This window comes from Afifella aestuarii, assembly GCF_004023665.1.
Classification (GTDB): Bacteria; Pseudomonadota; Alphaproteobacteria; order Rhizobiales; family Afifellaceae; genus Afifella; species Afifella aestuarii.
In genome coordinates this window covers 1,689,122-1,714,426 of sequence record NZ_SAUF01000001.1, presented here as the reverse complement: position 1 = coordinate 1,714,426, position 25,305 = coordinate 1,689,122, and the positions used below count along the sequence as shown (strand labels likewise).

Here is a 25,305-nt window from a genome sequence, read left to right as displayed (position 1 = left end):
CGCAAAAACCGCGGCCGGTCATTCTCTGGCAACCCGAAGCGGCGAAGCTCTGCGGACGAAACGACGCTGCGCCACCAGGGAGGCCGATATGCCCCTCCACCACCAGAAGCCTCGGCACAAAATCTCCTCGCCCGAGATCGACGACATCTATGCCTCGGCGGATTCGATCCGCGAGCTTCCGAAGATGCGGCTGCCGGAAGGCGAGCACGATCCCCGCCACATCTATGCGGCGATCCGCGACGAGCTCATGCTCGACGGCAATTCACGCCAAAATCTCGCGACCTTCTGCACCACCTGGATGGAGCCTGAAGTCGCCCGCCTGATGGCCGAAACGGCCGACAAGAACATCATCGACAAGGATGAGTACCCGCAGACGGCCGAAATCGAAGGGCGCTGCGTCCGCATGCTGGCCGATCTCTGGAACGCCCCGGACGGCGCCGCCGTCGGCTGCTCGACCACAGGTTCGAGCGAGGCGGCAATGCTCGCCGGCATGGCGATGAAATGGCGTTGGCGTGAAAGACGCCGGCAAGCCGGCCGGCCGACGGACCGACCCAACCTCGTCACCGGTCCGGTGCAGGTCTGCTGGCACAAATTCGCCCGCTATTGGGACGTTGAGCTGCGCGAGATCCCGATGCAGGGCGACCGCCTCATCCTCTCCCCCGACGAGGTGATCACGCGCTGCGACGAGAACACGATCGGTGTCGTTCCGACCCTCGGCGTCACCTTCACGGGCCAGTATGAGGATGTCGTCGGCGTCTGCGCGGCGCTCGACACTTTGGAAGACGAAACCGGATTCGACATTCCGGTGCACGTCGATGCGGCAAGCGGCGGCTTCCTCGCCCCCTTCACGGTGCCGGGCCTCGCCTGGGACTTCCGCCTTGCGCGCGTGAAATCGATCAACGCCTCCGGCCACAAATTCGGGCTCTCACCGCTCGGCGTCGGCTGGGCTCTCTGGCGCACGGCCGAAGACCTGCCGGAGGACCTCGTCTTCCGGGTCAACTATCTCGGCGGCGACATGCCCACCTTCGCGCTCAATTTCTCCAGGCCGGGCGGCGAGGTCATCTGCCAGTATTACAATTTCCTGCGCCTCGGCCGCGAAGGCTACCGCCGCGTGCAAGAGGCTTGCTACGCCAATGCCGCGGCCCTCGCCGACGCAATTGCGGGCTTCGGCCTCTTCGACATGATCCACACGGGTGGCACCGACGGCATCCCGGCCGTCTCCTGGTCGATGAAGAAGGACATCAATCCCGGCTTCACGCTCTTCGATCTCGCCGATCGCCTGCGCACGCGCGGCTGGCAGGTTCCGGCCTATTCCATGCCGCCCGAGCGCGAAGACCTCGCTGTGCAGCGCATTCTCGTCCGCCATGGCTTCAGCGCCGATCTCGGCAGACTTCTCCTCCGCGACATCAAAGACGCTCTGGCATTTTTTCAGAAACATCCGGTTGCCGCTCCGATGACGGGGGCCGAGGCCGGTGGCTTCGACCACAGCGGACGCGCAACTTCTTAAGCCGCGAAAGTATTTTCACGTGCCGCATCAAATCAGACGTCACACGCATGTAATCGCCAGCCGCTTAGTCCTAGAAGCGGCGACAACTTATGACGAAGGTTGAGGATTTTCCCCTCGCAAACCGTCGCCGGAAAGGCAGAGCGATCGAATGGCGACAGAGATCCATACAGGCGAGCCGCAGACACGATTGCGCGACGAGCTTTCCTGGCTTAGCATCGTCTTTCTCGTCCTCCTTGTCGGCGTAACCGGGTATTTTCTCTTCTGGGCAAACGGCTACACCGACGGCCATCGCAGCACCGTCCTCGTCGCGGCTACCCTTTTCGGGGTTTTCATGGCCTTCAATATTGGCGGCAATGACGTCGCCAATTCGTTCGGCACCAGCGTCGGCGCCGGCACTTTGACCATCCGCCAGGCGCTTGCCGTCGCTGCAATCTTCGAAGTCAGCGGCGCCATCATCGCCGGCGGCGCCGTCACCGACACCATCCGCGATGGCATTGTCGAACTGGGCAATCTCGACGTCGCCCCTGCGGATTTCGTCTTCATCATGATGTCGGCCTTGATCGCCGCCGCACTCTGGCTGCTCTTCGCCACCACGCGCGGATTTCCCGTTTCGACCACGCATTCGATCGTGGGCGCGATCGTCGGCAGCTCGATCACGCTCGGTATCCTGATGAGCGGGCCGGAAGCTGCCTTTTCTCTCGTCCAATGGACGAAGGTCGGCCAGATCGTGGTCTCCTGGGTTCTCTCACCGCTTCTCGGCGGTGCCGTCGCCTATCTGCTCTTCTGGCAGATCAAGAAGCGCATTCTTTCCTACAATGACACGATGAACGCCAAGCTCGATCAGATCCGCCAGGCGAAGATCGAGCACAACAAGAAGCACAAGGAAGCCTTCGAACGTTTGTCGGAAATCCAGCAGCTCTCCTACACCCACGCTCTGACGCGCGACATGAATGTGGTCGCCGACAAGGATCTGGGGCCGGAGAACCTCGAGACCGATTATTACCGTGAGCTGCAGCGCATCGAGGAGCGGCGCGAACAGCTCCGGCCCCACCGCGCGCTCGAAAAGCTCGTCCCGCCGATCGCATCTTTCGGCGCCATGGTGATCGCTGCTGTGCTTCTCCTGAAAGGGTTGGAGAACCTGCATCTCGGCCTCAGCCTCGTCGAAGATCTCCTGATCATCGCGATGGCCGGGATCGCCGTGTGGATGGCCGTCTTCGTCGTCGCCAGGCTCCTGAAAAGTGAGCCGCTCGGACGCGCGACCTTTCTCTTGTTCAGTTGGATGCAGGTCTTCACCGCCGCCGGCTTCGCCTTCAGCCACGGTTCCAACGACATTGCCAACGCCATTGGTCCCTTCGCCGCGATCCTTGACGTTTTGCGCAGCGGCTCGATCGAGCAGAATGTGCCGGTGCCCGCGCTTGCCATGATCACCTTCGGCGTCGCGCTCGTGGCCGGCCTCTGGTTCATCGGCAAACATGTCATTCAGACGGTCGGGCACAACCTGACGACCATGCATCCGGCTTCGGGCTTCTCCGCCGAGCTGTCCGCGTCCGCCGTCGTCCTGCTTGCCTCGATCTTCGGTCTGCCGGTGTCGAGCACGCATATCCTGATCGGTTCGGTCTTAGGGATCGGCCTCGTCAACCGTCAGACGAACTGGAAGCTCATGCGGCCGATCGCCTTTGCCTGGGTCGTGACCCTGCCAGCAGCCGCGATCCTCTCAGCGATCGGGTTTATCATCCTGCGTCAGGTTCTTTAGGCCGCCTCGACCGCAGGCAGGCGCGACCCCGAAGCGGAGCCGACCCGAACGTCCCGTGCGAGTCTTTAGTGGCGGACGCCGGAGTGGCGGAGGCGAGCGGCTTTATTCCGCCTTCGCACGCTCCAGAAGGCTCGTGGCCCCCAAAACCAGACTTTCAGTATCGGACGCGGTCGCCACGAGCCGGTACCCCATCTGGCGGTAGCGCCCGGCAAGGCCGGGATCTGCCGCATAGATGGCGGCGAGCTTGCCGCTCCGATCCGCAGCCGCTGCGATCGCCTCGATTGCCGGCATCATCTCTTCAAGGCGAGGATCGACCTTCGCCCCTTCGCTCCAGGCGATGGAAAAATCCGCAGGGCCGACGAAAACGCCATCGATCCCCTCGACGTCCAGAATATCGTTGAGACGGTCAAAGGCCTTGCGGGTTTCGATCATGGCGAAGGAAAGCGTCTCGCCATCCGCTGTCCGCATGAACGTCGAGACGTCCCCATGCCGCGAAAGCTGCATGGCCCGATGCGGCCCCCAGGAGCGTTCGCCGAGCGGAGGAAACTTCGTCGCCGCCGCAAAGGCACGCGCATCGTCGATATCGTTGATCATCGGAGCAATCACCGCCGCAGCGCCCATATCGAGCGCGCGGCTCGCCATGTCGAAGCGGCCGACCGGGATGCGCACGATCGCAGGCTTGCCGGCGAGTGCCGCACCGGCGATTCCCCTCAGCACGCTTTCGGTCGAATGAAAGCCGTGCTGCATATCGAGCGTGACCGCATCGAAGCCGAGCCTTGCGAGCGTCTCGGCGATGAGCGGATCAGGAAGGCCCGACCAGGCGGAAACGAGTTTCTCGCCCGCCCGCAGTCGTCCCGCGAGCGTCGGCAGCCTCCTGGCGTTATTGTCCTCGCTCAGCGTGCGGCCTCGATCTGCTCGGCCGCTTCCACCAGGAAACGGCGCATGAGCTGACGGAGCTCTTCGTCGGAGCAGGACACGCCGCCCGCCTCCAGATCGGTCTTTACCTTGCGAAAGACATCTTCTTCACCAGGTTCGGCGAAATCTGCCCTCACCACCTCGCGAGCGTAAGCCTCCATATCTTCGCCATCTTTTCCGAGCTTTTCAGCAGCCCAGAGGCCAAGAAGACGGTTACGCCGCGCGATCGACTTGAACTTCAGCTCTTCGTCATACGCGAACTTATTCTCATAAGCGTTTTCGCGATCGTCGAATGTTGTCATAGCCGCTCACTCCCTCCCACGACTACGGCTCTGTTAGCGGGAGAGTATGCGCTCCGCAATGCCGCCAACCGCCGCCGTTAACACGACATTGTGCTTCCCCGAGCTTTCGGCTAGGTTCCGACAGCAAATGGCGGATCGCCGCTTCGGAGCCGACACTCGCCAGCCCATCTTTCCTCATCATGATCGTTAGACTGAAACCTATGAACCGTCGTCGCCGCATCTACGAAGGCAAGGCCAAGATCCTCTACGAGGGGCCGGAGCCGGGAACGCTCATTCAGCATTTCAAGGATGACGCGACCGCGTTCAACGCCAAGAAACATCAAATCGTCGATGGCAAGGGCGTTCTGAACAACCGCATCTCCGAGTACATCTTCAACAATCTCAATGACATGGGCATCCCGACCCATTTCATTCGGCGCCTCAACATGCGCGAGCAGTTGATTCGCGAGGTGGAGATCATCCCGCTCGAGGTCGTTGTCCGGAACGTCGCCGCAGGGTCTCTTTCGAAGCGGCTCGGCATCGACGAAGGCACGCCGCTGCCGCGCTCGATCATCGAATTCTACTATAAGAACGATGAACTCGACGATCCGATGGTGTCGGAAGAACACATCACGGCCTTCGGCTGGGCCACGCCCCAGGAGATGGACGACATCATGTCGCTCGCGATTCGTGTGAACGACTTCCTGTCGGGCCTTTTCCTCGGCGTCGGCATCCGCCTCGTCGATTTCAAGATGGAATGCGGCCGCCTCTTCGAGAACGACATGATGCGCATTGTCGTCGCCGATGAGATCTCGCCCGATTCCTGCCGTCTGTGGGACATGAGCTCCAACGAGAAGCTCGACAAGGACCGCTTCCGCCGCGATCTCGGCGGCCTCCTAGAGGCTTATCAAGAAGTTGCGCGCCGGCTCGGCCTGTTGAACTCCAACGAGCGTGTCACCGGCACGGGCCCTGTCCTGGTTCAGTAGGCTCGGCACCGTCCGTGGGCCTGAAAAAGACATGTTGATCGCGCGGCGCGCGGGCTCGCCCCGGCGCCGCGTTTTTGTTTATTCAGACGGAGCCGACGCAGTCGGCAGCACCGCAGCATAGAGGGGCCGCCCGGCCGAACCGGCGCGGAAGATGGCATGAAAGCCCGCATTTTCGTGACGCTGAAGGACGGCGTGTTGGACCCGCAGGGCCAGGCCATTCAGGGCGCGCTCGGCGCTCTCGGTTTCTCCGGTGTCGAATCGGTGCGCCAGGGCAAGGTCATCGACATCGAGCTCGCGCCGGAGCACGCCTCCGAAGAACGCATCCGCGAAATGTGCGAGACGCTTCTCGCCAACACCGTGATCGAAGATTATCGCATCGAAATGCTGTAATCGCGGCACGGGCGGAAACCGCAGCGCCTCGAAAACGCCTGCCTCCTAGATAAACTCAACAACCGCCTAGCTTTCGTCGCCACCGAACGAAAGCGTGTTCCGAGACGATCGGAGACGCAAAGACGCATTTAGTCATGAGGCCCGACAGGTCTATATTGCGCACATCAGAGGACAACAAGCTCCTCCAAATCGCGGCTTGAACGGTGACACATAATATGACCGAAACCGAATTTGACGCGCTTGCCAGACGCCTTGATCAGATCGAAGAGCGTGCGGTCACAAAGGCAGACGTCTTTCAGGCTGTTCTTGCAGTGAACATCTTTATATTTGCTACGATTGTCGGCACGATAGTCGTACTCTCGGCGACTGGCGTTATAAAGTGATAAGGACTCCCCGCGAATTCAAAGAGGCTCGGCGGAGATTAGGCCTCTCGGCGTCAGAACTTGGCACAATCCTCAACACAAACGGACGTACCGTGCGCAAATGGGAAGCCGAAAGCGTGGCAACCGCGAGGCCGCCCAATCCAATCGCCTGTCGCGTTTTGGAATGGATGGTCGGCGGTTACCGTCCACCGGAATGGCCGACGGAACAAAAAATCCGGAAAGCTCCTCCCCCAGGCGATCTGCAGGCAGGTTGAAGCGGCTTCTCGCGGCAGACGCACCGTCATATGCCCGCCAAGTTGATCTGAGAGAGGGACGACTCATCCTTCGGAGAACCGCCAGATGAGCTGCCTCATCCCTTACGAACCGCTCAACGCTCTCAAGCCCATCGCCGAGAATGTGTGGATCGTCGACGGGCCGGAGATCGCCATGAGCTACGTGATCGGCACATTGCCGTTCACGACCCGCATGACCGTGATCCGTCTTGCCGACGGCGCCCTTCTCCTGCACTCCCCGACGCCACTCAGCGAAGATCTCGTCGAAGCCCTCGCGGCGCTCGGAGAGGTCCGCTTCCTCGTCGCCCCGAACCGTCTGCATTTTTGGTGGATCGGCGAGTGGAAGGCGCGCTTCCCGAACGCGATCGCCTATGCCGCCCCCGGCGTACGCGAGGCCGCAAAAGAGCGGTTTTCAGGCTTCGATGCGGAACTCTGCGAGGAAGCCCCGGCGGCATGGGCTGGCGAAGTCGAGCTGTTTCCGCTCATCGGCAGCTTCATGACGGAGCTCGAGCTCTTCCATGTTCCGTCAAAAACGCTCGTTCTGACCGACATGATCGAGAACTTCGAGCGCGACCGCGTCACCTGCCGCCACATGCCGCCGCTTATGAAGATCGGCGGCGTGCTGGATCCGAACGGTTCGACGCCACGCGACGTTCGCCTCACCTTTCTCGGCCACAAAAAGAAGCTGCGCCAGACCGTGAAAGAAATGCTGGAGCGCAAACCGGAACGGGTTCTTATCGCCCATGGCCGATGCTATCTAACGAACGCAGAGGCGGAGCTTCGTCGCGCCTTTCGCTGGCTTCTTTGACAAATCGGATACACGCATGAAAGCCGCCATCATCCAGTTTCCCGGCACCAACCGCGAAGGCGACATGGCGGCGGCACTCCGCCTCGTCTCCGGGCGCGATGCCGACATCGTCTGGCACGGAGAGACGAGCCTGCCTTCCGGCGTCGACCTGATCGTGCTCCCTGGCGGCTTCTCTTTCGGCGATTATCTGCGCTCCGGCGCGATCGCCGCCCATTCTCCGGTGATGCGCGACGTGGCCAGGCGCGCCAATGACGGCGCCATGGTGCTCGGCGTCTGCAACGGATTTCAGGCCCTGTGCGAAGCGGGCCTTCTGCCCGGCGCATTGATGCGCAACGCCTCGCTCAAATTCGTCTGCCGCGAGGTCAAGCTCAAGGTAACGAACACGGCAACGCCCTTCACGAGCTTCTATCGCTCCGGCCAGGTGATCCGCTGCCCCGTCGCCCATGCCGACGGAAACTATTTTGCCGACACGGAAACCCTCGATCGGCTCGAAGCCGAGGATCGGGTCGTGTTCCGCTACGCCGACGGCACCAATCCCAACGGCTCGCAGCGCGACATTGCCGGCATCACCAATGAGCGCCGCAACGTGCTCGGCATGATGCCACACCCGGAAGATCTCGTGGAAGCCGCACATGGCGGCGACGACGGGCTCGCCCTTTTCAAGGGGCTCGTGGAAGGCCTGCAGGAGAAGGCCGCTTGAGCGGCTCATCCGGCCGCAAGGTTCGGCCAATCCGCTCCCCATTGCGCGGATTTGCCGGCATCGCCATCGCGACACTCGTCGCGGCCGGCTGCACCCAGGCTCAAAAAGACTATCTGAGCTATTCGGCCAGCGATCGGCCGCTCGATGCATCGACGCGCATCGCCCGCGCCATGGGGCAATGCTGGTTCGCGGGCGATGCGACCTTCGCCTCCTACATCTACGCGCCGGAACTCAATTCCTATTCCGGGCAGCCGCGCATTCTCGTCCTGCCGAAGAACGAGCCCGGCGGATTGCCGCGGCTGGTCGTCCAGGCTCAGGAAGATGGCCGCGGCGCCGAAGTCAAACTCTTCGGTCCGCTCCTCGCCACCGAGGCGGCTCCGCGGATACGGGCCGACATCGCGCGCTGGTCCGCCGGTTCCAGCGCCTGCACAGCTTGATTCGATATCTCAATCAAGACGCCGAAGTCTCTCATAAGACTCTCGGTTTCCGCTGACGCGGCAGCGGGCGCCCGCCGAGCGGCGACGCACCTGCCAGGGCGCGAGCGCGAAGCCTAGACATCCCAGGGACGGCGAAGCCCCTCGCGATACGCATCGGCTCGTGAGACACCGATATCCTTCAGCTGGTCATCCGTAAGAGACAGCAGCGCTCGCCTCGTGCGTCGCCTTTCAATCATAAGCGCAAGCCGGCTCGACAGGCGCACCACAACAATTCGCATGCCCAGCTGCGCCTGCTGAAAGCGGGAAAGCCTGACACTGGAAAATGTAGCAATTGAACCCATCGTTCGTCTCCATCGGTACGACTTGCGACAGGCAATGTTTTGATTGACCCTGCTGATTGGTGCAATATACAACATTGACACCATGACAAATTGGCTTCCCGATCTCTCCTCCGGCCAGGGGCCGCTTTATGTCCGCCTCGCCGATCAGCTCGAGCAGGCGATCGACGCGGGTCAGCTCCCCGCGGGCACGAGGCTGCCGCCGCAGCGCAATCTCGCCTTTGATATCGGCGTGACCATCGGCACGGTGAGCCGCGCCTATTCCCTCGCCCGGGAGCGAGGCCTCGTGTCCGGTGAAGTCGGTCGCGGCACCTATGTGCAGGCCGCGCATGCGCGCCAGGCGCCTCTGCCGCCCACGATCACCTATGCCACCGGCGATCGGCCGGGGCCGGAGGGGGCCCTCAGATTCGACACGACGGCGGCGCCCGAGAACGGCGCGGCGGCTGTGATGGCACGGCTGACCGGCGAGATATGCCGGGAATACCCGAACGCGGTCTCCAACTACATTCGGGACGTGCCGCAACGATGGGCCGAGGCAGGAGCCCGCTGGCTGACACGACACGACTGGGAGCCATCTCCGGGAGACGTCGTCCCGACATTCGGTGCCCATGCCGCCATCATGACCATCGTCGCCGCGGTGACGTCGCCGGGCGATCGCATCGCCTTCGAGCCCCTCACCTATGCCTCGATCGCGCGCAGCGTAGCACTCCTCGGTCGGCGCCCCGTGCAGGTGGCCGCCGACCGCGAAGGCCCGATAGCGGAGGATTTCGAGCGCCTCTGCGCACAGCAGCACCCGAAAATCCTGTTCGTCATGCCGGCCTTGCAGAACCCCACTCTCGCCGTAATGGGCGAAACGCGCCGACGGGAGATCGCCGACATTGCCTATCGCCATCAGACCTACATCATCGAAGACGCGGTCTATGGGGTCCTGTCGCGCGGAGGACCGCCACCGATTGCATCGATTGCACCCGAGCGCGTCTTCTATGTGAGCAGCCTGTCGAAGGCCGTCGCGGCCGGCCTGCGCGGCGGCTTCGTCGCCTGCCCTCCGCATTTCGCCAATCGCATCAACATCGCCCACAAGATGCTGACCGGCGGAAAGCCTTTCCTGATGGCCGAGCTCGTCGCCCGGCTGATCGCCTCCGGCGCGGCCTTCGAGCTGATGGCGAAGACCCAGGCGGAAATCGCACGGCGTGTTGGCCTGGCGCGCGAGATTTTCTCAGGCCTCGATGTCTATCTGGACGACGTGTCCCCGTTCCTGTGGCTCAATCTTCCGGAGCCGTGGCTTTCCGGCACGTTCAAGAACGCCGCGCTGGGCGAGAACATCCGCATCGACGAGGAGGACGAGTACAAGCCGGTCCGCTCCGACACCTCCTTCCATGGCGTGCGCGTCGGTTTCACCACCGTGAAGGATAGCGACCGCACGGCCGAGGGCTTCCGCACGCTCCGCCGCCTTCTGGATCAGGGTCCGGCCGCCTACGACAGCTACAATTGAGGCGGTCGCTCTGAACGCTTCCGGCGACGCCCAAAACCTGCTGCGCCTCCATGCATGGGGATTTTTCGCAAGAGCGGGTGTGTCGCGCGCCATCACGCGCTAAGACACGGCGGCCAGAAGCATCAGGCAGAGACATGCATCCACAGAACGCGCCCGAGATCACCGAAGACCTCATTGCCGCCCACGGGCTCAAGCCCGACGAATACGAGCGGATCCTGGAACTGATCGGGCGCACGCCGACGATCACCGAGCTCGGCATCTTCTCGGCCATGTGGAACGAGCATTGTTCCTACAAGAGCTCGAAGAAGTGGCTGAAAACGCTGCCGACGAGCGGACCGCAGGTCGTCTGCGGCCCTGGCGAGAACGCCGGCATCGTCGATATCGGCGATGGTCTCGTGGCCGTCTTCAAGATGGAAAGCCACAACCACCCCTCCTACATCGAGCCCTATCAGGGGGCCGCGACCGGCGTCGGCGGCATCCTGCGCGATGTCTTCACCATGGGCGCACGGCCCGTGGCGGCGATGAACGCGCTGCGCTTCGGCGAGCCGGACCATGAAAAGACGCGCCACGTCGTGGCGGGCGTCGTCGCCGGTGTCGGCGGCTACGGCAATTCCTTCGGCGTGCCGACGGTCGGCGGCGAGGTGAATTTCCATCCCCGCTACAACGGCAATTGCCTCGTCAACGCCTTCGCCCTCGGCATCGCCCGGAAAGATGCGATCTTCTATTCCAAGGCGGAAGGCGTCGGCCTTCCCGTCGTCTATCTCGGCGCCAAGACCGGACGCGATGGCGTCGGCGGCGCCTCGATGGCCTCCGCCGAGTTCGGTGAAGAGACGCAGTCGAAGCGCCCGACCGTCCAGGTCGGAGACCCCTTCACCGAAAAACGTCTTCTGGAAGCCTGCCTGGAACTGATGACGACAGGCGCCGTCGTTGCCATCCAGGACATGGGCGCCGCCGGCCTCACCTGTTCCGCCGTCGAAATGGGCGCGAAGGGCGATCTCGGCATCCGTCTCGACCTCGACAAGGTGCCGACCCGCGAACGCGCCATGACGGCCTATGAGATGATGCTGTCGGAAAGCCAGGAGCGCATGCTGATGGTGCTGCGCCCCGACAAGCGCGAAGCGGCCGAGGCGGTCTTCAAGAAATGGGGCCTCGACTTCGCCGAGGTCGGCGAAACCACCGACGATCTCCGCTTCCGTGTGTCGCGCTACGGCGAGGAAGTGGCGGACCTGCCGATCAAGGATCTGGGCGACGAAGCCCCGGAATACGACCGTCCCTGGGTGGAACCTGCCAAGGCCGCGCCGCTCGACCTCGCCTCCCTTCCCGCGCCGGGCGATCTCGGCCTCGCCCTCATCCAGATGATGGGCACGCCGGACCTCGCGTCAAAACGCTGGGTTTTTGAGCAATACGACCACCTCGTCCAGGGCAACACCGTCGTGCGGCCGGGCGGCGACGCCGCCGTCGTCCGGATCGACCGGAGCTTCGGCGCGAAGGGCGACAAGGCGCTCGCCCTCTCCTCCGACGTAACCCCGCGCTATGTCGAAGCCGATCCCTTCGAGGGCGGCAAGCAGGCGGTTGCCGAATGCTGGCGCAACATCACGGCCGTCGGCGCAACGCCGCTCGCCGTCACCGACAATCTGAATTTCGGCAATCCGGAAAAGCCGGAGATCATGGGCGTCTTCGTGAAGGCGCTGCAGGGGCTGGGCGAGGCCTGCAAGGCGCTTTCCTTCCCGATCGTCTCCGGCAATGTCTCGCTCTACAACGAGACCTCTGGTCAGGCGATCCTGCCGACCCCGACGATCGCCGGTATCGGCCTTCTCGATGACTGGAAGAAGGCGGCCACCATCTCGTTCAAACAAGAGGGTGATGTTATCCTCCTCATCGGTGCGGACGCCGAAAGCTGGGGCTCAGAACTCGGCCAGTCGGTCTATCTGCGAGAGATTTTCGGCCGCGAGGAAGGTGCCCCGCCGCGCGTTGATCTCGCCAGGGAGATGAAGCACGGCGATTTCGTCCGCGGTCTCATTCACGAGGGCACCGTCACCGCCGTGCACGATTGCTCCGATGGCGGGCTTGCCGTGGCGCTTGCCGAAATGGCACTCGCCGGCAATCTCGGAGCCGAAATCGAGGAAGCGCCCGGGCGTGCCGATCGTGCTCTCTTCGGAGAAGATCAGGCTCGCTATGTGGTGACGCTTGAGCCGCAAGAGGCGGAAAGAGTTTTGCAGGCCGCCGCGAAGGCGGGCGTACCGGCCGTTCAAATCGGCAAAGTGGCGGGCGATGCGCTGACGTTCCGCAATGCCGGCTCGGCCGCCGTCGCCGCGCTTCGCGAAGCCTTCGAAGGCTGGTTTCCCAAATACATGGCGGGGGCCTGAGCGGCCCTCCCCATGCGAAAGGCGAGATTGACCTTTCAGGGTCGCCGGATTGACGTTTCAGGGTCGATTGACCACATTCGGCGCATACGCACGAGGAGCAACCAAGAATGCCGATGAATGCAGGGGAGATCGAGCGTCTGATACGCGAAGCATTTCCCGATGCGAGTGTGACGATCAGGGATCTTGCCGGCGACGGCGACCATTTCGCCGCAGAGGTTGTATCCGAAAGCTTTCGCGGCAAGAGCCGCGTGCAGCAGCATCAGATGGTCTATGAGGCGCTCAAGGGAGACATGGGTGGCAAATTGCACGCCCTCGCCCTGCAGACCAGCATCCCGGAATAACCGACGAGACTGCGCGGCCGCGCCCGCAGTCTGGAGGACCAGCGATCATGTCAGCGATCAACGAATGGATCGATAGCCAGGTGAAGTCCAACGATGTCGTCTTGTTCATGAAAGGCACGCCGACCTTTCCGCAATGCGGCTTCTCGGGCCAGACCGTTCAGATCCTCGATTATCTCGGCGTCGCCTATCAGGGCGTCAATGTCCTGGAATCCGACGATCTGCGCCAGGGGATCAAGGACTACACCAACTGGCCGACCATCCCGCAGCTTTACGTGAAGGGCGAGTTCGTCGGTGGCGCCGATATCATCCGCGAGATGTTCCAGGCGGGCGAGCTGCAGAACCTGATGGAAGAAAAAGGCGTCGCCAAAGCGGCGTAAGGGCGAGCGGAGGTCGCGCTCGCGCGTCTTCGATCACCGCTCAGCGATGCCTGACGGGAGCTGCGGCTGAATAAGCGAGTCTCCTGATTTCCTGCTAAATCGGGCTGCGGATTATCTCATTTGCAAAGACCGAGCCGGCCGAAAGCCGGCTCTTTCATTTTGAGGCGACCCGCTTCCCGGCGCAGCGAAGGGGCATTCGGCTTGCCCCGTGACCTTGCAGGGGTCCGCCGCGGGCCCTAGAACCCGGTCTCCCAACAATTCTGCCGCACTCGTTCCGCGCGGGCCTACGTCCTGCCCGGGGAGACCGTTTCAATGCCATCCTCCACGCCTGCCGCCTCCCGGCTGACAATCCCCTATGTCGAGTTCGTCGCCCTCGCCGCCTCGATGATGGCGCTCAATGCCATGGCGATCGACATCATTCTGCCGGCCCTCGACAACATCGCAGGCAGCTTTTCGATCGAGGATCAGAACTCCCGGCAATTCGTCGTCACGGCGTTCGTGGTGGGCTTTGGCATCGCCCAGCTCGTCTTCGGTCCACTGGCCGACCGCTTCGGCCGCCGTCCGATCCTGCTCGCGGGCCTCGTGATTTATGTCGTCGGGGGCACGGCCTCGGCCCTCGCGCCCGATTTCGGCATTCTTCTCGCCTGCCGGACGGTGCAGGGAATGGGCGCAGCTGCAACCCGCGTCGTTGCAATCTCAGTCGTGCGCGACACCTTCGGCGGACGGCAGATGGCGAGCCTCATGTCGCTCGTCATGATGGTCTTCATGGCCGTGCCGATCTTTGCGCCGACCCTCGGCCAGCTCGTGCTCTTCGTCGCAAGCTGGCACTGGATCTTGTTCTTCACGGCAATCTTCGGCGCCATCGTCCTGCTGTGGTCTGGAATGCGCCTGCCCGAAACGCTTGCCGACGAGAACCGCCGCCCTCTCAACGGACGCAAGGTCATCGAGGCCTTCCGCATCGTGCTCACCAACCGGCAGGCCTTCGGCTACGCCTTTGCCACGGCTCTCGCCTTCGGGGGTCTGTTCTCGTACCTCAATTCATCGCAACAGATCTTTGTCGAGGTCTTTGGCCTAGGCCCCTGGTTTCCCGTGGCTTTCTCCGGCAGCGCCGTTCTGATCGCGGGCGCCTCTTTCGCCAATTCCCGCCTTGTCGGCCGTTTCGGCATGCGCCGCCTCGCTCACACGGCGCTGATCAGCTTCTGCGCCTTGAGCTTCGTCACGGCCATCCTGTCGGTCATTTATGCTGGCCCGATGCCGTTCTGGCTGTTTTTTCCGCTGATCAGCGCAGCCTTCTTTTTCTTCGGCTTCGTCGGCACCAATTTCAACGCGCTCGCCATGGAGCCGCTCGGCCATGTCGCCGGAACGGCCTCCTCCGTGCTCGGCTTCATGCAGACCTTCGGCGGCGGCTTTTTCGGGGCGTTCGTGGGCTACCTTTACGATGGCAGCGTCACGCCCTTCGCCTTCGGTCTCACCATTCTTTCCGGTTTGGCGATCGCGACCGTGCTCGTCGCTGAACACGGCGTTCTGTTTCGCCAGCGCTATTCGTAACGAAAAAGCGCGCAGAACCGGGCGCGCCATGGCCTGAGCGCAAGAAGCGCCGCTCACCTACAAAGCGCCGAAATCGAAGCGGGTCGGATCGTGCAGATGCGAGGGACGCAGATGCGCGAGCGCTCGCAGCATGTTTGCCTTGGTGCCGGGCCGCTCGCGCTCCCATTCTGCCAGGATGTCTTTCACCCGCTGGCGCTCCAGCCCGTCCTGCGATCCGCAGAGATTGCACGGGATGATCGGGGCTTCGAGGCCTGCAGCGAAACGCTCCAGATCCGCCTCGGCCGAGCGAATGAGCGGCCGCAGCACCAGGAGATCGCCCGCGTCGTTCTTGAGCTTCGGTGGCATCGAGGAAAGCCGGCCGCCGTTCAGCATGTTCATGACAAAGGTCTCGAGCGCGTCTTCCCGGTGATGGCCGAGAACGACGGCCTGACAGCCTTCCTCGCGCGCGATCCGGTAAAGATGACCGCGTCTGAGGCGTGAGCACAGCGCACACATCGTCTGCCCCGGCGCGATCTTCTCCGTCACGACCGAATAGGTGTCGCGCCGCTCGATCCTGTAGGGAATGCCGTGTCGCTTGAAATAGTCGGGCAGGATCTCGGCCGGGAAGCCCGGCTGGGCCTGATCGAGATTGCAGGCAAGCAGATCGACCGGCAAGAGGCCCCGCCATTTGAGGTCGAGAAGCACGGCAAGGAGCGCGTGCGAATCCTTGCCGCCGGAGAGGCAGACGAGCCACCGGGCGCCCTCTTCGACCATCCCGTAGGTCGACAACGTCTCGCGCACTTCGCGCAGGAGCCTTTTGCGCAGCTTCTTGAAGGCGACACTGCCCGGCGCATGGCGGAACAGCGGATGGGTCGCTTCCGAAGCTTCCTCGGGCTCGGGCTGAGGCACGGCCCCGTCCAGCACGTCGTCGATGTCGTCCAGAACGTCGCTCATCGCCCGCACCTTCACCGAAGCCGCCCGCTCGCTCAAGCCCATGGATACAAAAAGGGCCGCCCGAAGGCGGCCCTTGAAAAGCTTTGGGATCGCAACCGTTTACTGGCGCGAATAGAACTCGACCACGAGGTTCGGCTCCATCGTCACCGGATACGGCACTTCGGAGAAGGCCGGCACGCGGGTGAAGGTGGCCGTCATCTTGTTGTGGTCGGCATCGATGTAATCCGGCACGTCACGCTCGGCGAGATCGGTCGCCTCGAGCACGACGGCGATCTGCTTGGAGCGCTCGCGCACTTCGATCACGTCGCCAGGCTTGCAGCGATAGCTCGGGATGTTGACCTTCTGGCCGTTGACGCGGACATGACCGTGATTGACGAACTGCCGTGCCGCAAAGACCGTCGCCACGAACTTCGCGCGGTAGACGATTGCGTCGAGACGGCTCTCCAGCAGGCCGATCAGCTTCTCCGAGGTGTCGCCCTTCAGGCGCGCGGCCTCGTCGTAAATCTTGCGGAACTGCTTTTCACGGATCTCGCCGTAATAGCCCTTCAGCTTCTGCTTGGCGCGCAGCTGCACACCGAAGTCCGAAAGCTTCGACTTGCGACGCTGACCGTGCTGGCCCGGGCCATATTCACGCTTGTTGACCGGGCTCTTCGGGCGACCCCAGATATTTTCGCCCATGCGGCGATCAAGTTTGTACTTGGCGCTCTGGCGCTTGCTCATAACGCTGATATCCTTACCGTTTCGCGTTTCGAAACGCGCCCTCCTCTGCCGCCCGTGCCGCCCATGCGGACAAACGACTGACAGGGGCTCGGCGAAGCGCTCGCCGAAATTCCGATCCGAACAAAAGTTGGCGGAAGTGACCCCACGGGTGCGGGCCCCGCGCGCTGAAAGCGCCGGGCCGCGGCTCACTTATGGGTTTTATCGCTTGCTGTCAAACACCAACCGCGGCGGCAAGCCTTCCTGGGCTCTTCATCGTCGCTTCATCCGCCCGTCAACGGCCTGCAACGAAAGCCGTCTTCATGGAAGAGCCTGGCGCGCCCAGGCGCACCCGAAATGAGAGGCCACATTGATGATGCGCACATTCCTTCTGGCGGCAACCGCTTCCGCCGCTCTTCTGAGCCACGCGAACGCGCAGGAGAAGGCGTTCCCGGCGAAGCTCGAAGCGCATGCCGTGCTGCCGGCAGCCACTTTCGTCGAGCCGCCGAAGGACGCTCCGGCGAGCCTCGCCACCTCCGCAAAGTTCACCTCCTCCGATTTCCATCGCGCCGGCGACGCAAAGGTCGCGGGCAAAGACGGTACACGTCTGACCGGCCTCAACATGCCGTTCGACGGCCAGCCGATCCAGGGTTTCTCCGGCATCAAGAAAATGGACGACGGCACCTTCTGGTCGCTCTCCGACAACGGTTTCGGCTCCAAGATCAATTCGGCCGATGCGGCCTTGATGATCCATCATCTGTCGTTCGACTGGGACGCGAACAAGGTGAACCGGCTCGACACCGTTTTCCTGTCCGATCCGAACGAGGTGGCACCCTTCCCGATCGTCAACGAAGGCTCGGAAAGCCGCTATCTGACCGGTGCCGATTTCGACGTCGAATCGATCCAGCCGGTCGAAGATGGCTTCTGGATCGGCGAGGAATTCGGGCCCTATCTCCTCAAATTCAACAAGGACGGAGAGCTCGAGACACTCGTCGAGACGAAAATCGGCGACAAACCGGTCACCTCGCCCGACAATCCCTTCCTGCGCCTGCCTGGCAATCCGGCGACCGAAATGCCCGCCTTCAATCTGAAGCGCTCCGGCGGTTACGAAGGTCTCGCCTCCTCCCCCGACAAGTCGAAGCTCTACGGTCTGCTGGAAGGTCCGGTCTATGTCGACGGCGAAGTCGAAAAGGTCGACGGCCATCCGGCATTGCGCATCATCGAATTCGATGTGGCGAAGGGCGAATGGACCGGCCGCTCCTGGCTCTATCCGCTCGCCGAGGGCGGCGAGGCGATCGGCGACTTCAACATGATCGACGACACGCACGGCCTCGTCATCGAGCGCGACAATGGCGCCGGCTCAGCCGACGAGGCCTGTGACGACCCGAAGTCGACGGCAACCGACTGCTTCGCCAATCCGGCCAGGCTGAAGCGCATCTACAAGATCGAGATGACCGACGAGATGGAAGGCGGGCCTGTCCGCAAGATCGGCTACATCGACCTTCTCAAGATCGACGACACCGACGGCAAGAAGGTGCAGGGCGGCGGCGAAGGCTTTTACGACATGCCTTTCGTGACGATCGAGAACGTGGATGTGGTCGACCCGACGCATATCGTCGTCGGCAACGACAACAACCTGCCCTTCTCGGCAGGCCGGTCCCTCGACAAGGCCGACGACAACGAATTCGTGCTCCTGGACGTCGGCGACTTCCTCAAAGCCGAATAGTTACTCTTTGAAGCCGAGCGATCGGCATCGCCGGCACGTCCGTCTCCCTGCGGGCGTGCCGGCGAAACATCCGATCCGGAATTAAGCTGCAGCCAGCCGATACTGCCGCAGGATCTCCAATACCGGCGCAGGTACTGGCCGGCCGCTCGTAAATGCGGCACTCCCCCGCCCTCCATCCACGCGGCGATCTTCCAGAACACTCGCCAGCCGACGCGCAATGGCTGGTGCGGGATCGATGAAACACACCGGCCATGGTGCATGCCTGTCGAATAAATCGGCCAGGAACGGATAATGCGTGCAGGCGAGCACCACCATATCGGTACGCCGCCCTTCGATCTCCACAAAGCACGGTTCGATCTGCTCTGCGAGCGACCTCTCGTCGATCGCTTCGCCGCGCATCCGCGCTTCGGCGAACGCCGCCAGCAACGGCGCGCCGACGAGCCGCACATGAACGAGCGAGGCGAACTTTCGGATGAGATCACGCGTATAATCGCGCCGCATGGTGCCGGGTGTCGCAAGAACGGCGATGATCCCGGTCTTGGTCTGTTCGGCAGCCGGCTTGATCGCCGGGACCGTGCCGACGAAGGGAATCTCGTATCGGGCCCGCAGCGCCGGCAGAACGAGCGTCGACGCCGTGTTGCAGGCAATGACGACCGCCGTCGGGCGATACTGGGCGATGAGGCGCCCCATCAGCTCGACGATATGCGTGCGCAGCTGGTCGTCTTCCCAATCCCCGTAGGGAAAGGCTGCATCGTCGGCCACATAGACGAGACGGATGCGAGGTAATTGTTGGCTGATCGCCCGAACGACGGAAAGTCCGCCGAGGCCGGAATCGAACACCAGCACCGGGCCGGCGTCATGCATTCTCGTCACTCATCCTCTTCGCCGGCCGCTCTCGCGATATCGCGTTTCGTTTTGCGGCCCTCGAGCGCGGCCACCACGCCGCGCAACGCACGGATTTCCGTGGTCGTAAACCCCGGCCTCTGCAGCATGGCTCGCAGATTGCGCACCATCACGGGGCGCTTTTCTTCGGTGCGATAATAGCCCGTCGGCTCGAGCGCGCTCTCCAGATGCTCCATCAAACCGACCAGTTCCGCTTTCGGCGCCGGCATCTCATCGAGCTCCGGAAGCCCCGCCCGCGTCGGAAGCTCGCCCTCACCGAGGCCGGATTGCAGCCATTCGTAGCTCATCAGAAGCACGGATTGCGCCAGATTGAGGGAAGCGAAACTCGGATTGACGGGAAACGTCACGATCTTGTCGGCATAGGCGATCTCTTCGTTGACGAGCCCCCAGCGCTCGCGACCGAACAAGAGGCCGGTCTCCTGACCGAGGCTTTCGTGTTCGCGCAAGGCAGCCGCCGCCTCGCGCGGACCCAGAACCTCCTTCGGAATCTCGCGCGTGCGGGCTGTGGTCGCGAGCACGAAGCGAAGCTCTGCGACCGCATCCGCGACATTGTCATAGACCCGGACCGCGTCGATCACATGATCGGCCCGGCTTGCCGCGGCGCGCGCCTTTTCGTTCGGCCAGCCGTCACGTGGCGCAACGAGACGCAGATCGGACAGACCGAAATTCGCCATTGCCCGGGCGACCATGCCGATATTCTCGCCAAGTTGCGGCTCGACGAGGATGATTGCAGGCCCAGGGACTTGAGGGGTTTTTGCCCCGCTCTCGCCGCTCACGCGCCCCTCCTTTGACCCAGCGGGCCAAGAAATCCGCGGAACCATGTCGCAAAGCAGGAATTGTCACCGCAAAGCTGAATTGAACGCACACTGAGAGAGGGCATGATGCGAAGCATTATCTATATCGTTGGTCTGATCGTCATCGTCGTGGCGGTTCTGTCGCTGCTCGGCCTCGCCTGAGCGGCACCTTCGACGCAACAGCGCTTATAAGCCTCAACAGCCACGGAGCCACCCGCCATGCGCAATATTGTCTACCTCGTTGGCCTGGTCGCCATCATCATCATCATCCTCTCGCTCGCGGGTCTCCTATGACCTGAACGCGGCAGGCTCGCGACGAGCCTCATGAGAGAATCGATTTCTCGCCCTTCGCCGTGTTTGCGCGGCGGAGGGCGTTTGCTATACGCCCGTTGATCTGAATGTGCGGAAAAGCCGCTCCGGACCCGCGCAGCACCGAGCAACGCAGACAGGAAAATCCATGGCGAAGATCAAGGTGGAGAACCCCGTCGTCGAACTCGACGGCGACGAGATGACACGGATCATCTGGCACTACATCAAGGAAAAGCTCATCCACCCCTATCTCGACCTCGATCTCCAGTACTACGATCTCGGTATCGAGAACCGTGATGCCACCGAGGATCAGGTGACGGTGGATGCGGCCGAGGCGATCAAGAAGGTCGGGGTTGGCGTCAAATGCGCCACGATCACGCCGGATGAGGCCCGCGTCGAAGAATTTGGCCTCAAAAAGATGTGGCGCTCCCCGAACGGTACGATTCGCAACATTCTGGGCGGCGTCGTCTTCCGTGAGCCGATCATCTGCTCGAACGTGCCGCGGCTCGTCCCCGGCTGGACGAAGCCGATCGTCATCGGCCGCCACGCTTTCGGCGACCAGTACAAGGCGACGGATTTCGTCGTCCCGGGTGCCGGCAAGCTGACGATGCGCTGGGAATCGACGGATGGCTCGGATTCCAAGGAATACGAAGTGTTCGATTTCCCCGACGGCGGCGTCGCCATGGGCATGTACAACCTCGACGAATCGATCCGCGACTTCGCCCGCGCCTCCCTCAACTATGGTCTGATGCGCGGCTACTCGGTCTATCTTTCGACCAAGAACACGATCCTCAAGGCCTATGACGGCCGCTTCAAGGACCTCTTCCAAGAGATCTACGAGGCCGAGTTCAAGGAGAAATACGAGGCGCGCCAGATCACCTACGAGCACCGGCTGATCGACGACATGGTCGCGGCGGCGCTGAAATGGTCGGGCGGCTTCGTCTGGGCGGCAAAGAACTACGACGGCGACGTGCAGTCCGATACCGTCGCGCAGGGCTTCGGCTCCCTCGGCCTGATGACCTCGGTGCTGATGACGCCGGATGGCAACACGGTCGAAGCGGAGGCCGCGCACGGCACCGTCACCCGGCACTTCCGTCTGCACCAGCAGGGCCGAGAGACGTCGACCAATTCGACCGCCTCGATCTTCGCCTGGAGCCGCGGTCTCGCGCACCGCGCCAAGCTCGACGACAACAAGGAACTGAAGCACTTCGCCGACACGCTCGAACGGACGGTGGTCAACACCATCGAATCGGGCGCCATGACGAAGGACCTTGCCCTGCTCGTCGGTCCCGATCAGCCGTGGCTGTCGACGACGGGCTTCCTCGACAAGATCGACACGAATTTGCAGAAGGCGATGGGCTGACGGACCAGTCTTTCTGACACGATTAATGAAGGGCGGCGGCGAGCCGCCCTTTTTCTTTGGGGGCTCGTCAGCGCTCTGACGCGTTGGACGAGAGGCGGGCTTCCAGACGCGCCCGGCGCCGTCCTTCCGCGTCTGGCAGGAAGGCAGCAAGAAAGCCCATCGCCGGCAGGAAGGCGCAGATCTTGTAGACGAACTCGATGCTCGTCCAATCGGCGAGAACGCCGACGAGTGCCGCGCCAATACCGCCCATACCGAAGGCGAGGCCGAAAAAGAGCCCGGAGACCATCCCGACACGCCCGGGCATCAATTCTTGCGCATAGACGACGATCGCAGAGAAGGCCGAAGAGAGAATGAGGCCGATCAAAACGCTGAGGGCGGCGGTCGCGGGAAGCCCGACATAGGGCAGAACGAGCGTAAAGGGCAGAACACCGGCAATCGATGTCCAGATCACCGCCTTGCGCCCGATGCGGTCGCCCACCGGCCCGCCAATCAACGTGCCCGCCGCCACAGACGCGAGGAACACGAACAGGTAGAGCTGCGCCTCGCCCTGCGGCAACCCGAAGCGATGCATCAGGTAGAAGACGTAATAGCTCGTGAAGCTCGCGAGATAGAAATACTTCGAGAGGATCAGACCGAAGAGGAGCATCAGCGCACGCGCAATCTCGCGACGGCCGAGCCCGCTCTCTTCGCCACTGCCCCGCCGCGCCACCGGTCGGCGCTCGACATGACGCTTGTACCAGCCGCCGAGCCGCGTCAGCACGATGATCCCGCACAGCGCCACGAGCGCAAACCAGGCGATGCTCTCCTGGCCGCGCGGCAGAACGAAAAACGCGACGACGATGGGACCGAGCGAGGCGCCGGCATTCCCACCGACCTGGAAGATCGACTGTGCGAGCCCGTGTGCACCGCCGGAGGCGAGACGCGCCAGGCGCGACAATTCCGGATGAAAGATCGAGGAGCCGATGCCGAGAAGCGCGCTGCCGACGAGAAGGCCCGGATAGCTCGACGCGAATGCGAGCGCGAGGAGCCCGCACAACGTGGAGCTCATCCCGACAGGTAGCGAATAAGGCTGCGGCCGGCGATCGGTATAGAGACCGACGAGCGGCTGCAGCATCGAAGCGGTCGCCTGATAGGTGAGCGTCAAAAGGCCGAGCTGCGCAAAGCTCAAATCGAACTCCGACTTGAAGATCGGATAGGCCGCAATCACCAGCGACTGCATCATGTCATTGAGAAGATGGCAGAAGCTCGCCGCGCCCAGCACCGCAAAGGCGGTACCGCCGGAACCGGAACGGGAGGCAGTGACGGAGGTCATTCGAGGGGCCTTTCGAGCCTGTGCGGATTTCAGCCGGCGACTGCCGGCTTTTGGGGAGACCGCCTAGCAAGCCCCATCGACGGCGGCCCGCCACCGCATTAGGGTCATTGTCCTACGAGACTGGGCCACGATCTTGAAAAATCCTCCCCTTCTCCCTTTCGCAGATGACATTCCGCGCCGCGTGATCGCTCTCGGCACCGAGTATCGGGACGGCCAGATCATCGCGCCGCACAATCATCGCAGAGGCCAGCTCCTCTACGGCTCGACCGGCGTCGTGATGATGGTCACCCGCGACGGAGCCTGGGTGATGCCGCCCGAACGCGGCATGTGGATCCCGCCTCAAGTGGTCCATGAGGTCCACATGTTAGGCCGAGTGAAGATCCAGAGCCTCTATCTCCTCCCCGAGGCCGCCGAAGCGATGCCGGCCCGATGTCAGGTCGTCGGCATCTCGCCTCTCATGCGCAACCTCCTCGCCGAAGCGGTGGCACTGCCGCGATACGGCGAGCTCGATGAGCGGGACACCGCGCTCATGCGGCTCGTCGAACACGAAATGCACCGTCTCCCGGCCTTGCCGTTGTCGCTCCCGCTACCCAAGACCGACCCTTTGCTGCGGCTCTGCCGCACCTTCCTGCTTCATCCGACGCCGCACAGCACGATCGATGAATGGAGCGAAGCTCTCAGCCTGTCGCGGCGGAGCTTCACACGCCTTTTTCGCCGCGAAACCGGCTTGAGTTTCGTCGCCTGGCGCCAGCAGGCCTGTCTGATGGCGGCCTTGCCGCGATTGGCCGCCGGCGAGGCCGTGACGGCCGTCGCGATCGATCTCGGCTATGACAATCCGGCCGCCTTCACGACGATGTTCAAGCGCGTTCTCGGCACGCCGCCCCGAGCCTATCTGGAGCGTCAGGCGGCTCCCGCCGAAGGAAGCCTCGGCGCCACGAACTGAGAGAGCGGCGAGAGGTCGTCGTGAGTGCTCCCTGTCCGATCCGACCTCCCCTTCCGCAATTTGCCGAAGCGCAAAGACGTTCTGTCCGCTCCCGCTACTCTTGGCGCAAGCAAGCGAGAGACGATCATGTGCCCGATCACCGACAGGATTAACGCCACCCTTATCGACCGTTCCGTTCCGCGGCGCGAGCGGGCGGAGGGCGTCAGCAACAAAGACACGCGCGGCCGCAGCCTCGACGTAGCCCCCATCCTGTCTTACGGCTTTCGGCCCTTCTTTTTCGCCGGCACACTCTTCGCTGGCCTCGCCATTCCGTTCTGGCTGTGGATGTATTTTGCAGGCGGCAGCCCCATGGGCCCGTTCGACGCGCTCTCGTGGCACGAGCACGAGATGATCTTCGGCTATGTCGGCGCCATCATCGCGGGCTTCATTCTGACGGCCGTACCCAACTGGACGGGCCGCCTCCCTTTGAGCGGAAAACCGCTTCTCGGCCTCGTTGCGCTTTGGCTTCTCGGGCGCATCGCCTCAGCCTTCGTGGCCATGCCTGCACTCGCGTTTGCGCTCGACCTCGCCTTTCCCGTAGCCCTCGCATTTGCCATTGTCCGCGAAGTCGTTGCCGGCAAGAACTGGAAGAACATGCCGGTCGCCGTCATTCTTTCCGTGTTCGCGCTCGCCAACGCGCTTTTCCATGCAGAGACCGCAGGGTTCATCTCCTCCGGCTACGCCGTGCGTCTCGCTCTCGGCCTTATCGCACTTCTCATCGCCCTCATTGGCGGTCGCGTAACCCCGAGCTTCACCCGCAACTGGCTCGTGAAGAATGGCGACAAAAATCTGCCCGCGCCTTTCGGCCGGATCGACAAGATCGCCCTCCTCGCAACGCTTGCCGCCATCCCCGCCTGGGTCGTCTTCCCCTATGCCCCCGTGACCGGCATCCTCTGGCTGGCGGCAGGCCTCCTTCTCGGTCTGCGCCTGTCGCGCTGGCGCGGACACGCCACCGTCGGCGAACCGATCGTCCTCGTCTTGCATCTCGGCTATCTCTGGCTCGCGATCTCACTCGTCCTCGTCGGCGGCTCCATTCTTGCACCGACGCTGATCACGCAGAGCGCCGCCATTCATGCTTTGACGGCCGGCGCGATCGGCACCATGACGCTCGCCATCATGACGCGCGCAAGCCTCGGCCATACGGGCCGCGCGATCCACGCGGACCGCTGGACGCGGGCGCTCTATGGAGCCGTCAGCCTAGGCGCCGTCCTCCGAATCGCCGCGACCTTCGCGATCGGCCTCTATGCCGCGCTCATCACGCTCGGCGGCCTCGTCTGGAGCCTCGCCTTTCTCGCCTTCGCGCTCCGCTACGCACCGATCCTGTGGGGACGACGCCGACACGCGACGCCGTGAGGCCGTCAAACGAGCGGTGTTCCCCTCGCCTGCCCCCGCA

Annotated in this window: 25 protein-coding genes; 17 read left to right on the top strand and 8 right to left on the bottom strand. The window is 63.0% G+C overall.

What is annotated here, in order from left to right:
• Positions 1 to 88 precede the first annotated feature (88 nt).
• Positions 89 to 1,507 (top strand): glutamate decarboxylase, encoded by a 1,419-nt coding sequence (gad, locus tag EO094_RS08010; protein WP_128291682.1) that lies wholly within the window; start codon positions 89 to 91, stop codon positions 1,505 to 1,507.
• A 148-nt stretch (positions 1,508 to 1,655) separates the two neighbouring features.
• The gene (locus tag EO094_RS08005) at positions 1,656 to 3,260 is read left to right on the top strand and encodes an inorganic phosphate transporter (RefSeq protein WP_128291681.1); all 1,605 of its coding nucleotides are present in this window, start codon (positions 1,656 to 1,658) and stop codon (positions 3,258 to 3,260) included.
• A 102-nt stretch (positions 3,261 to 3,362) separates the two neighbouring features.
• Here EO094_RS08005 and EO094_RS08000 read toward each other — a convergent pair whose 3' ends face one another.
• Entirely contained in the window at positions 3,363 to 4,130 is a 768-nt protein-coding gene (locus EO094_RS08000; protein WP_128291680.1) for an HpcH/HpaI aldolase family protein, read from the bottom strand.
• 23 nt (positions 4,131 to 4,153) lie between these two features.
• Positions 4,154 to 4,477 carry a DUF1476 domain-containing protein gene (locus tag EO094_RS07995; protein WP_128291679.1) on the bottom strand — a complete coding sequence of 108 codons (324 nt, stop codon included), beginning with the start codon at positions 4,475 to 4,477 and terminating at the stop codon, positions 4,154 to 4,156.
• Positions 4,478 to 4,677: 200 nt separating this feature from the next.
• Between EO094_RS07995 and purC the strand changes: the two genes are divergently transcribed.
• The 6 genes from purC to EO094_RS07965 all read left to right on the top strand — a co-directional run bounded on the left by purC (position 4,678) and on the right by EO094_RS07965 (position 8,432).
• The gene (purC, locus tag EO094_RS07990) at positions 4,678 to 5,442 is read left to right on the top strand and encodes a phosphoribosylaminoimidazolesuccinocarboxamide synthase (protein ID WP_128291678.1); all 765 of its coding nucleotides are present in this window, start codon (positions 4,678 to 4,680) and stop codon (positions 5,440 to 5,442) included.
• Positions 5,443 to 5,598: 156 nt separating this feature from the next.
• On the top strand, positions 5,599 to 5,832 hold the full coding sequence (purS, locus tag EO094_RS07985; protein ID WP_128291677.1) for a phosphoribosylformylglycinamidine synthase subunit PurS: 234 nt from the start codon (positions 5,599 to 5,601) through the stop codon (positions 5,830 to 5,832).
• A 215-nt stretch (positions 5,833 to 6,047) separates the two neighbouring features.
• On the top strand, positions 6,048 to 6,215 hold the full coding sequence (locus tag EO094_RS18415; protein WP_164879586.1) for a hypothetical protein: 168 nt from the start codon (positions 6,048 to 6,050) through the stop codon (positions 6,213 to 6,215).
• A 339-nt stretch (positions 6,216 to 6,554) separates the two neighbouring features.
• Positions 6,555 to 7,295, top strand: coding sequence for a DUF4336 domain-containing protein (locus tag EO094_RS07975; protein WP_128291676.1), 741 nt, complete (start codon positions 6,555 to 6,557; stop codon positions 7,293 to 7,295).
• 16 nt (positions 7,296 to 7,311) lie between these two features.
• Complete coding sequence (gene purQ / locus EO094_RS07970; protein WP_128291675.1) at positions 7,312 to 7,995, top strand: phosphoribosylformylglycinamidine synthase subunit PurQ; 684 nt, start codon at positions 7,312 to 7,314, stop codon at positions 7,993 to 7,995.
• A complete protein-coding gene (locus tag EO094_RS07965) occupies positions 7,992 to 8,432 on the top strand; it encodes a hypothetical protein (protein ID WP_128291674.1) in 441 nt (146 codons plus the stop codon). The genes purQ and EO094_RS07965 overlap by 4 nt, the downstream gene beginning before the upstream one ends.
• 113 nt (positions 8,433 to 8,545) lie before the next feature.
• On the opposite strand, the gene EO094_RS07960 is transcribed toward EO094_RS07965, so the two are convergent.
• Positions 8,546 to 8,773 carry a YjiS-like domain-containing protein gene (locus tag EO094_RS07960; RefSeq protein ID WP_128291673.1) on the bottom strand — a complete coding sequence of 76 codons (228 nt, stop codon included), beginning with the start codon at positions 8,771 to 8,773 and terminating at the stop codon, positions 8,546 to 8,548.
• Between the two features lie 82 nt (positions 8,774 to 8,855).
• On the opposite strand from EO094_RS07960, the gene EO094_RS07955 reads away from it, so the two are divergent.
• The 5 genes from EO094_RS07955 to EO094_RS07935 all read left to right on the top strand — a co-directional run bounded on the left by EO094_RS07955 (position 8,856) and on the right by EO094_RS07935 (position 14,894).
• Positions 8,856 to 10,262, top strand: a complete 1,407-nt coding sequence (locus EO094_RS07955; protein WP_128291672.1) for an aminotransferase-like domain-containing protein — start codon at positions 8,856 to 8,858, stop codon at positions 10,260 to 10,262.
• Positions 10,263 to 10,396: 134 nt separating this feature from the next.
• Positions 10,397 to 12,628 (top strand): phosphoribosylformylglycinamidine synthase subunit PurL, encoded by a 2,232-nt coding sequence (purL, locus tag EO094_RS07950; RefSeq protein WP_128291671.1) that lies wholly within the window; start codon positions 10,397 to 10,399, stop codon positions 12,626 to 12,628.
• Positions 12,629 to 12,735: 107 nt separating this feature from the next.
• The gene (locus EO094_RS07945; protein WP_092816322.1) at positions 12,736 to 12,969 is read left to right on the top strand and encodes a BolA family protein; all 234 of its coding nucleotides are present in this window, start codon (positions 12,736 to 12,738) and stop codon (positions 12,967 to 12,969) included.
• Between the two features lie 47 nt (positions 12,970 to 13,016).
• The gene (gene grxD / locus EO094_RS07940) at positions 13,017 to 13,346 is read left to right on the top strand and encodes a Grx4 family monothiol glutaredoxin (protein ID WP_128291670.1); all 330 of its coding nucleotides are present in this window, start codon (positions 13,017 to 13,019) and stop codon (positions 13,344 to 13,346) included.
• A gap of 312 nt (positions 13,347 to 13,658) precedes the next feature.
• The gene (locus EO094_RS07935) at positions 13,659 to 14,894 is read left to right on the top strand and encodes a multidrug effflux MFS transporter (protein ID WP_128291669.1); all 1,236 of its coding nucleotides are present in this window, start codon (positions 13,659 to 13,661) and stop codon (positions 14,892 to 14,894) included.
• A gap of 57 nt (positions 14,895 to 14,951) precedes the next feature.
• Here the strand turns inward: EO094_RS07935 and ttcA are convergent, their stop codons facing one another.
• Together ttcA and rpsD are read right to left on the bottom strand one after the other, a co-directional pair.
• Entirely contained in the window at positions 14,952 to 15,827 is an 876-nt protein-coding gene (ttcA, locus tag EO094_RS07930; RefSeq protein WP_128291668.1) for a tRNA 2-thiocytidine(32) synthetase TtcA, read from the bottom strand.
• Positions 15,828 to 15,926: 99 nt separating this feature from the next.
• The gene (gene rpsD, locus EO094_RS07925; RefSeq protein WP_092816678.1) at positions 15,927 to 16,547 is read right to left on the bottom strand and encodes a 30S ribosomal protein S4; all 621 of its coding nucleotides are present in this window, start codon (positions 16,545 to 16,547) and stop codon (positions 15,927 to 15,929) included.
• Between the two features lie 352 nt (positions 16,548 to 16,899).
• On the opposite strand from rpsD, the gene EO094_RS07920 reads away from it, so the two are divergent.
• Positions 16,900 to 18,249: an esterase-like activity of phytase family protein gene (locus EO094_RS07920; protein WP_128291874.1), complete on the top strand. Its 1,350-nt coding sequence runs from the start codon at positions 16,900 to 16,902 to the stop codon at positions 18,247 to 18,249.
• Positions 18,250 to 18,330: 81 nt separating this feature from the next.
• Here the strand turns inward: EO094_RS07920 and murI are convergent, their stop codons facing one another.
• Positions 18,331 to 19,113 (bottom strand): glutamate racemase, encoded by a 783-nt coding sequence (gene murI, locus EO094_RS07915; RefSeq protein ID WP_128291667.1) that lies wholly within the window; start codon positions 19,111 to 19,113, stop codon positions 18,331 to 18,333.
• 5 nt (positions 19,114 to 19,118) lie between these two features.
• On the bottom strand, positions 19,119 to 19,928 hold the full coding sequence (locus tag EO094_RS07910) for an RNA methyltransferase (RefSeq protein WP_281275238.1): 810 nt from the start codon (positions 19,926 to 19,928) through the stop codon (positions 19,119 to 19,121).
• Positions 19,929 to 20,403: 475 nt separating this feature from the next.
• On the opposite strand from EO094_RS07910, the gene EO094_RS07905 reads away from it, so the two are divergent.
• Positions 20,404 to 21,618 carry an NADP-dependent isocitrate dehydrogenase gene (locus EO094_RS07905; protein WP_128291665.1) on the top strand — a complete coding sequence of 405 codons (1,215 nt, stop codon included), beginning with the start codon at positions 20,404 to 20,406 and terminating at the stop codon, positions 21,616 to 21,618.
• 67 nt (positions 21,619 to 21,685) lie between these two features.
• On the opposite strand, the gene EO094_RS07900 is transcribed toward EO094_RS07905, so the two are convergent.
• Positions 21,686 to 22,930 (bottom strand): MFS transporter, encoded by a 1,245-nt coding sequence (locus tag EO094_RS07900; RefSeq protein ID WP_128291664.1) that lies wholly within the window; start codon positions 22,928 to 22,930, stop codon positions 21,686 to 21,688.
• A 133-nt stretch (positions 22,931 to 23,063) separates the two neighbouring features.
• On the opposite strand from EO094_RS07900, the gene EO094_RS07895 reads away from it, so the two are divergent.
• Together EO094_RS07895 and EO094_RS07890 are read left to right on the top strand one after the other, a co-directional pair.
• Complete coding sequence (locus tag EO094_RS07895; RefSeq protein WP_128291663.1) at positions 23,064 to 23,873, top strand: AraC family transcriptional regulator; 810 nt, start codon at positions 23,064 to 23,066, stop codon at positions 23,871 to 23,873.
• Positions 23,874 to 23,999: 126 nt separating this feature from the next.
• Positions 24,000 to 25,265, top strand: a complete 1,266-nt coding sequence (locus EO094_RS07890; RefSeq protein WP_128291662.1) for an NnrS family protein — start codon at positions 24,000 to 24,002, stop codon at positions 25,263 to 25,265.
• Positions 25,266 to 25,305 lie beyond the last annotated feature (40 nt).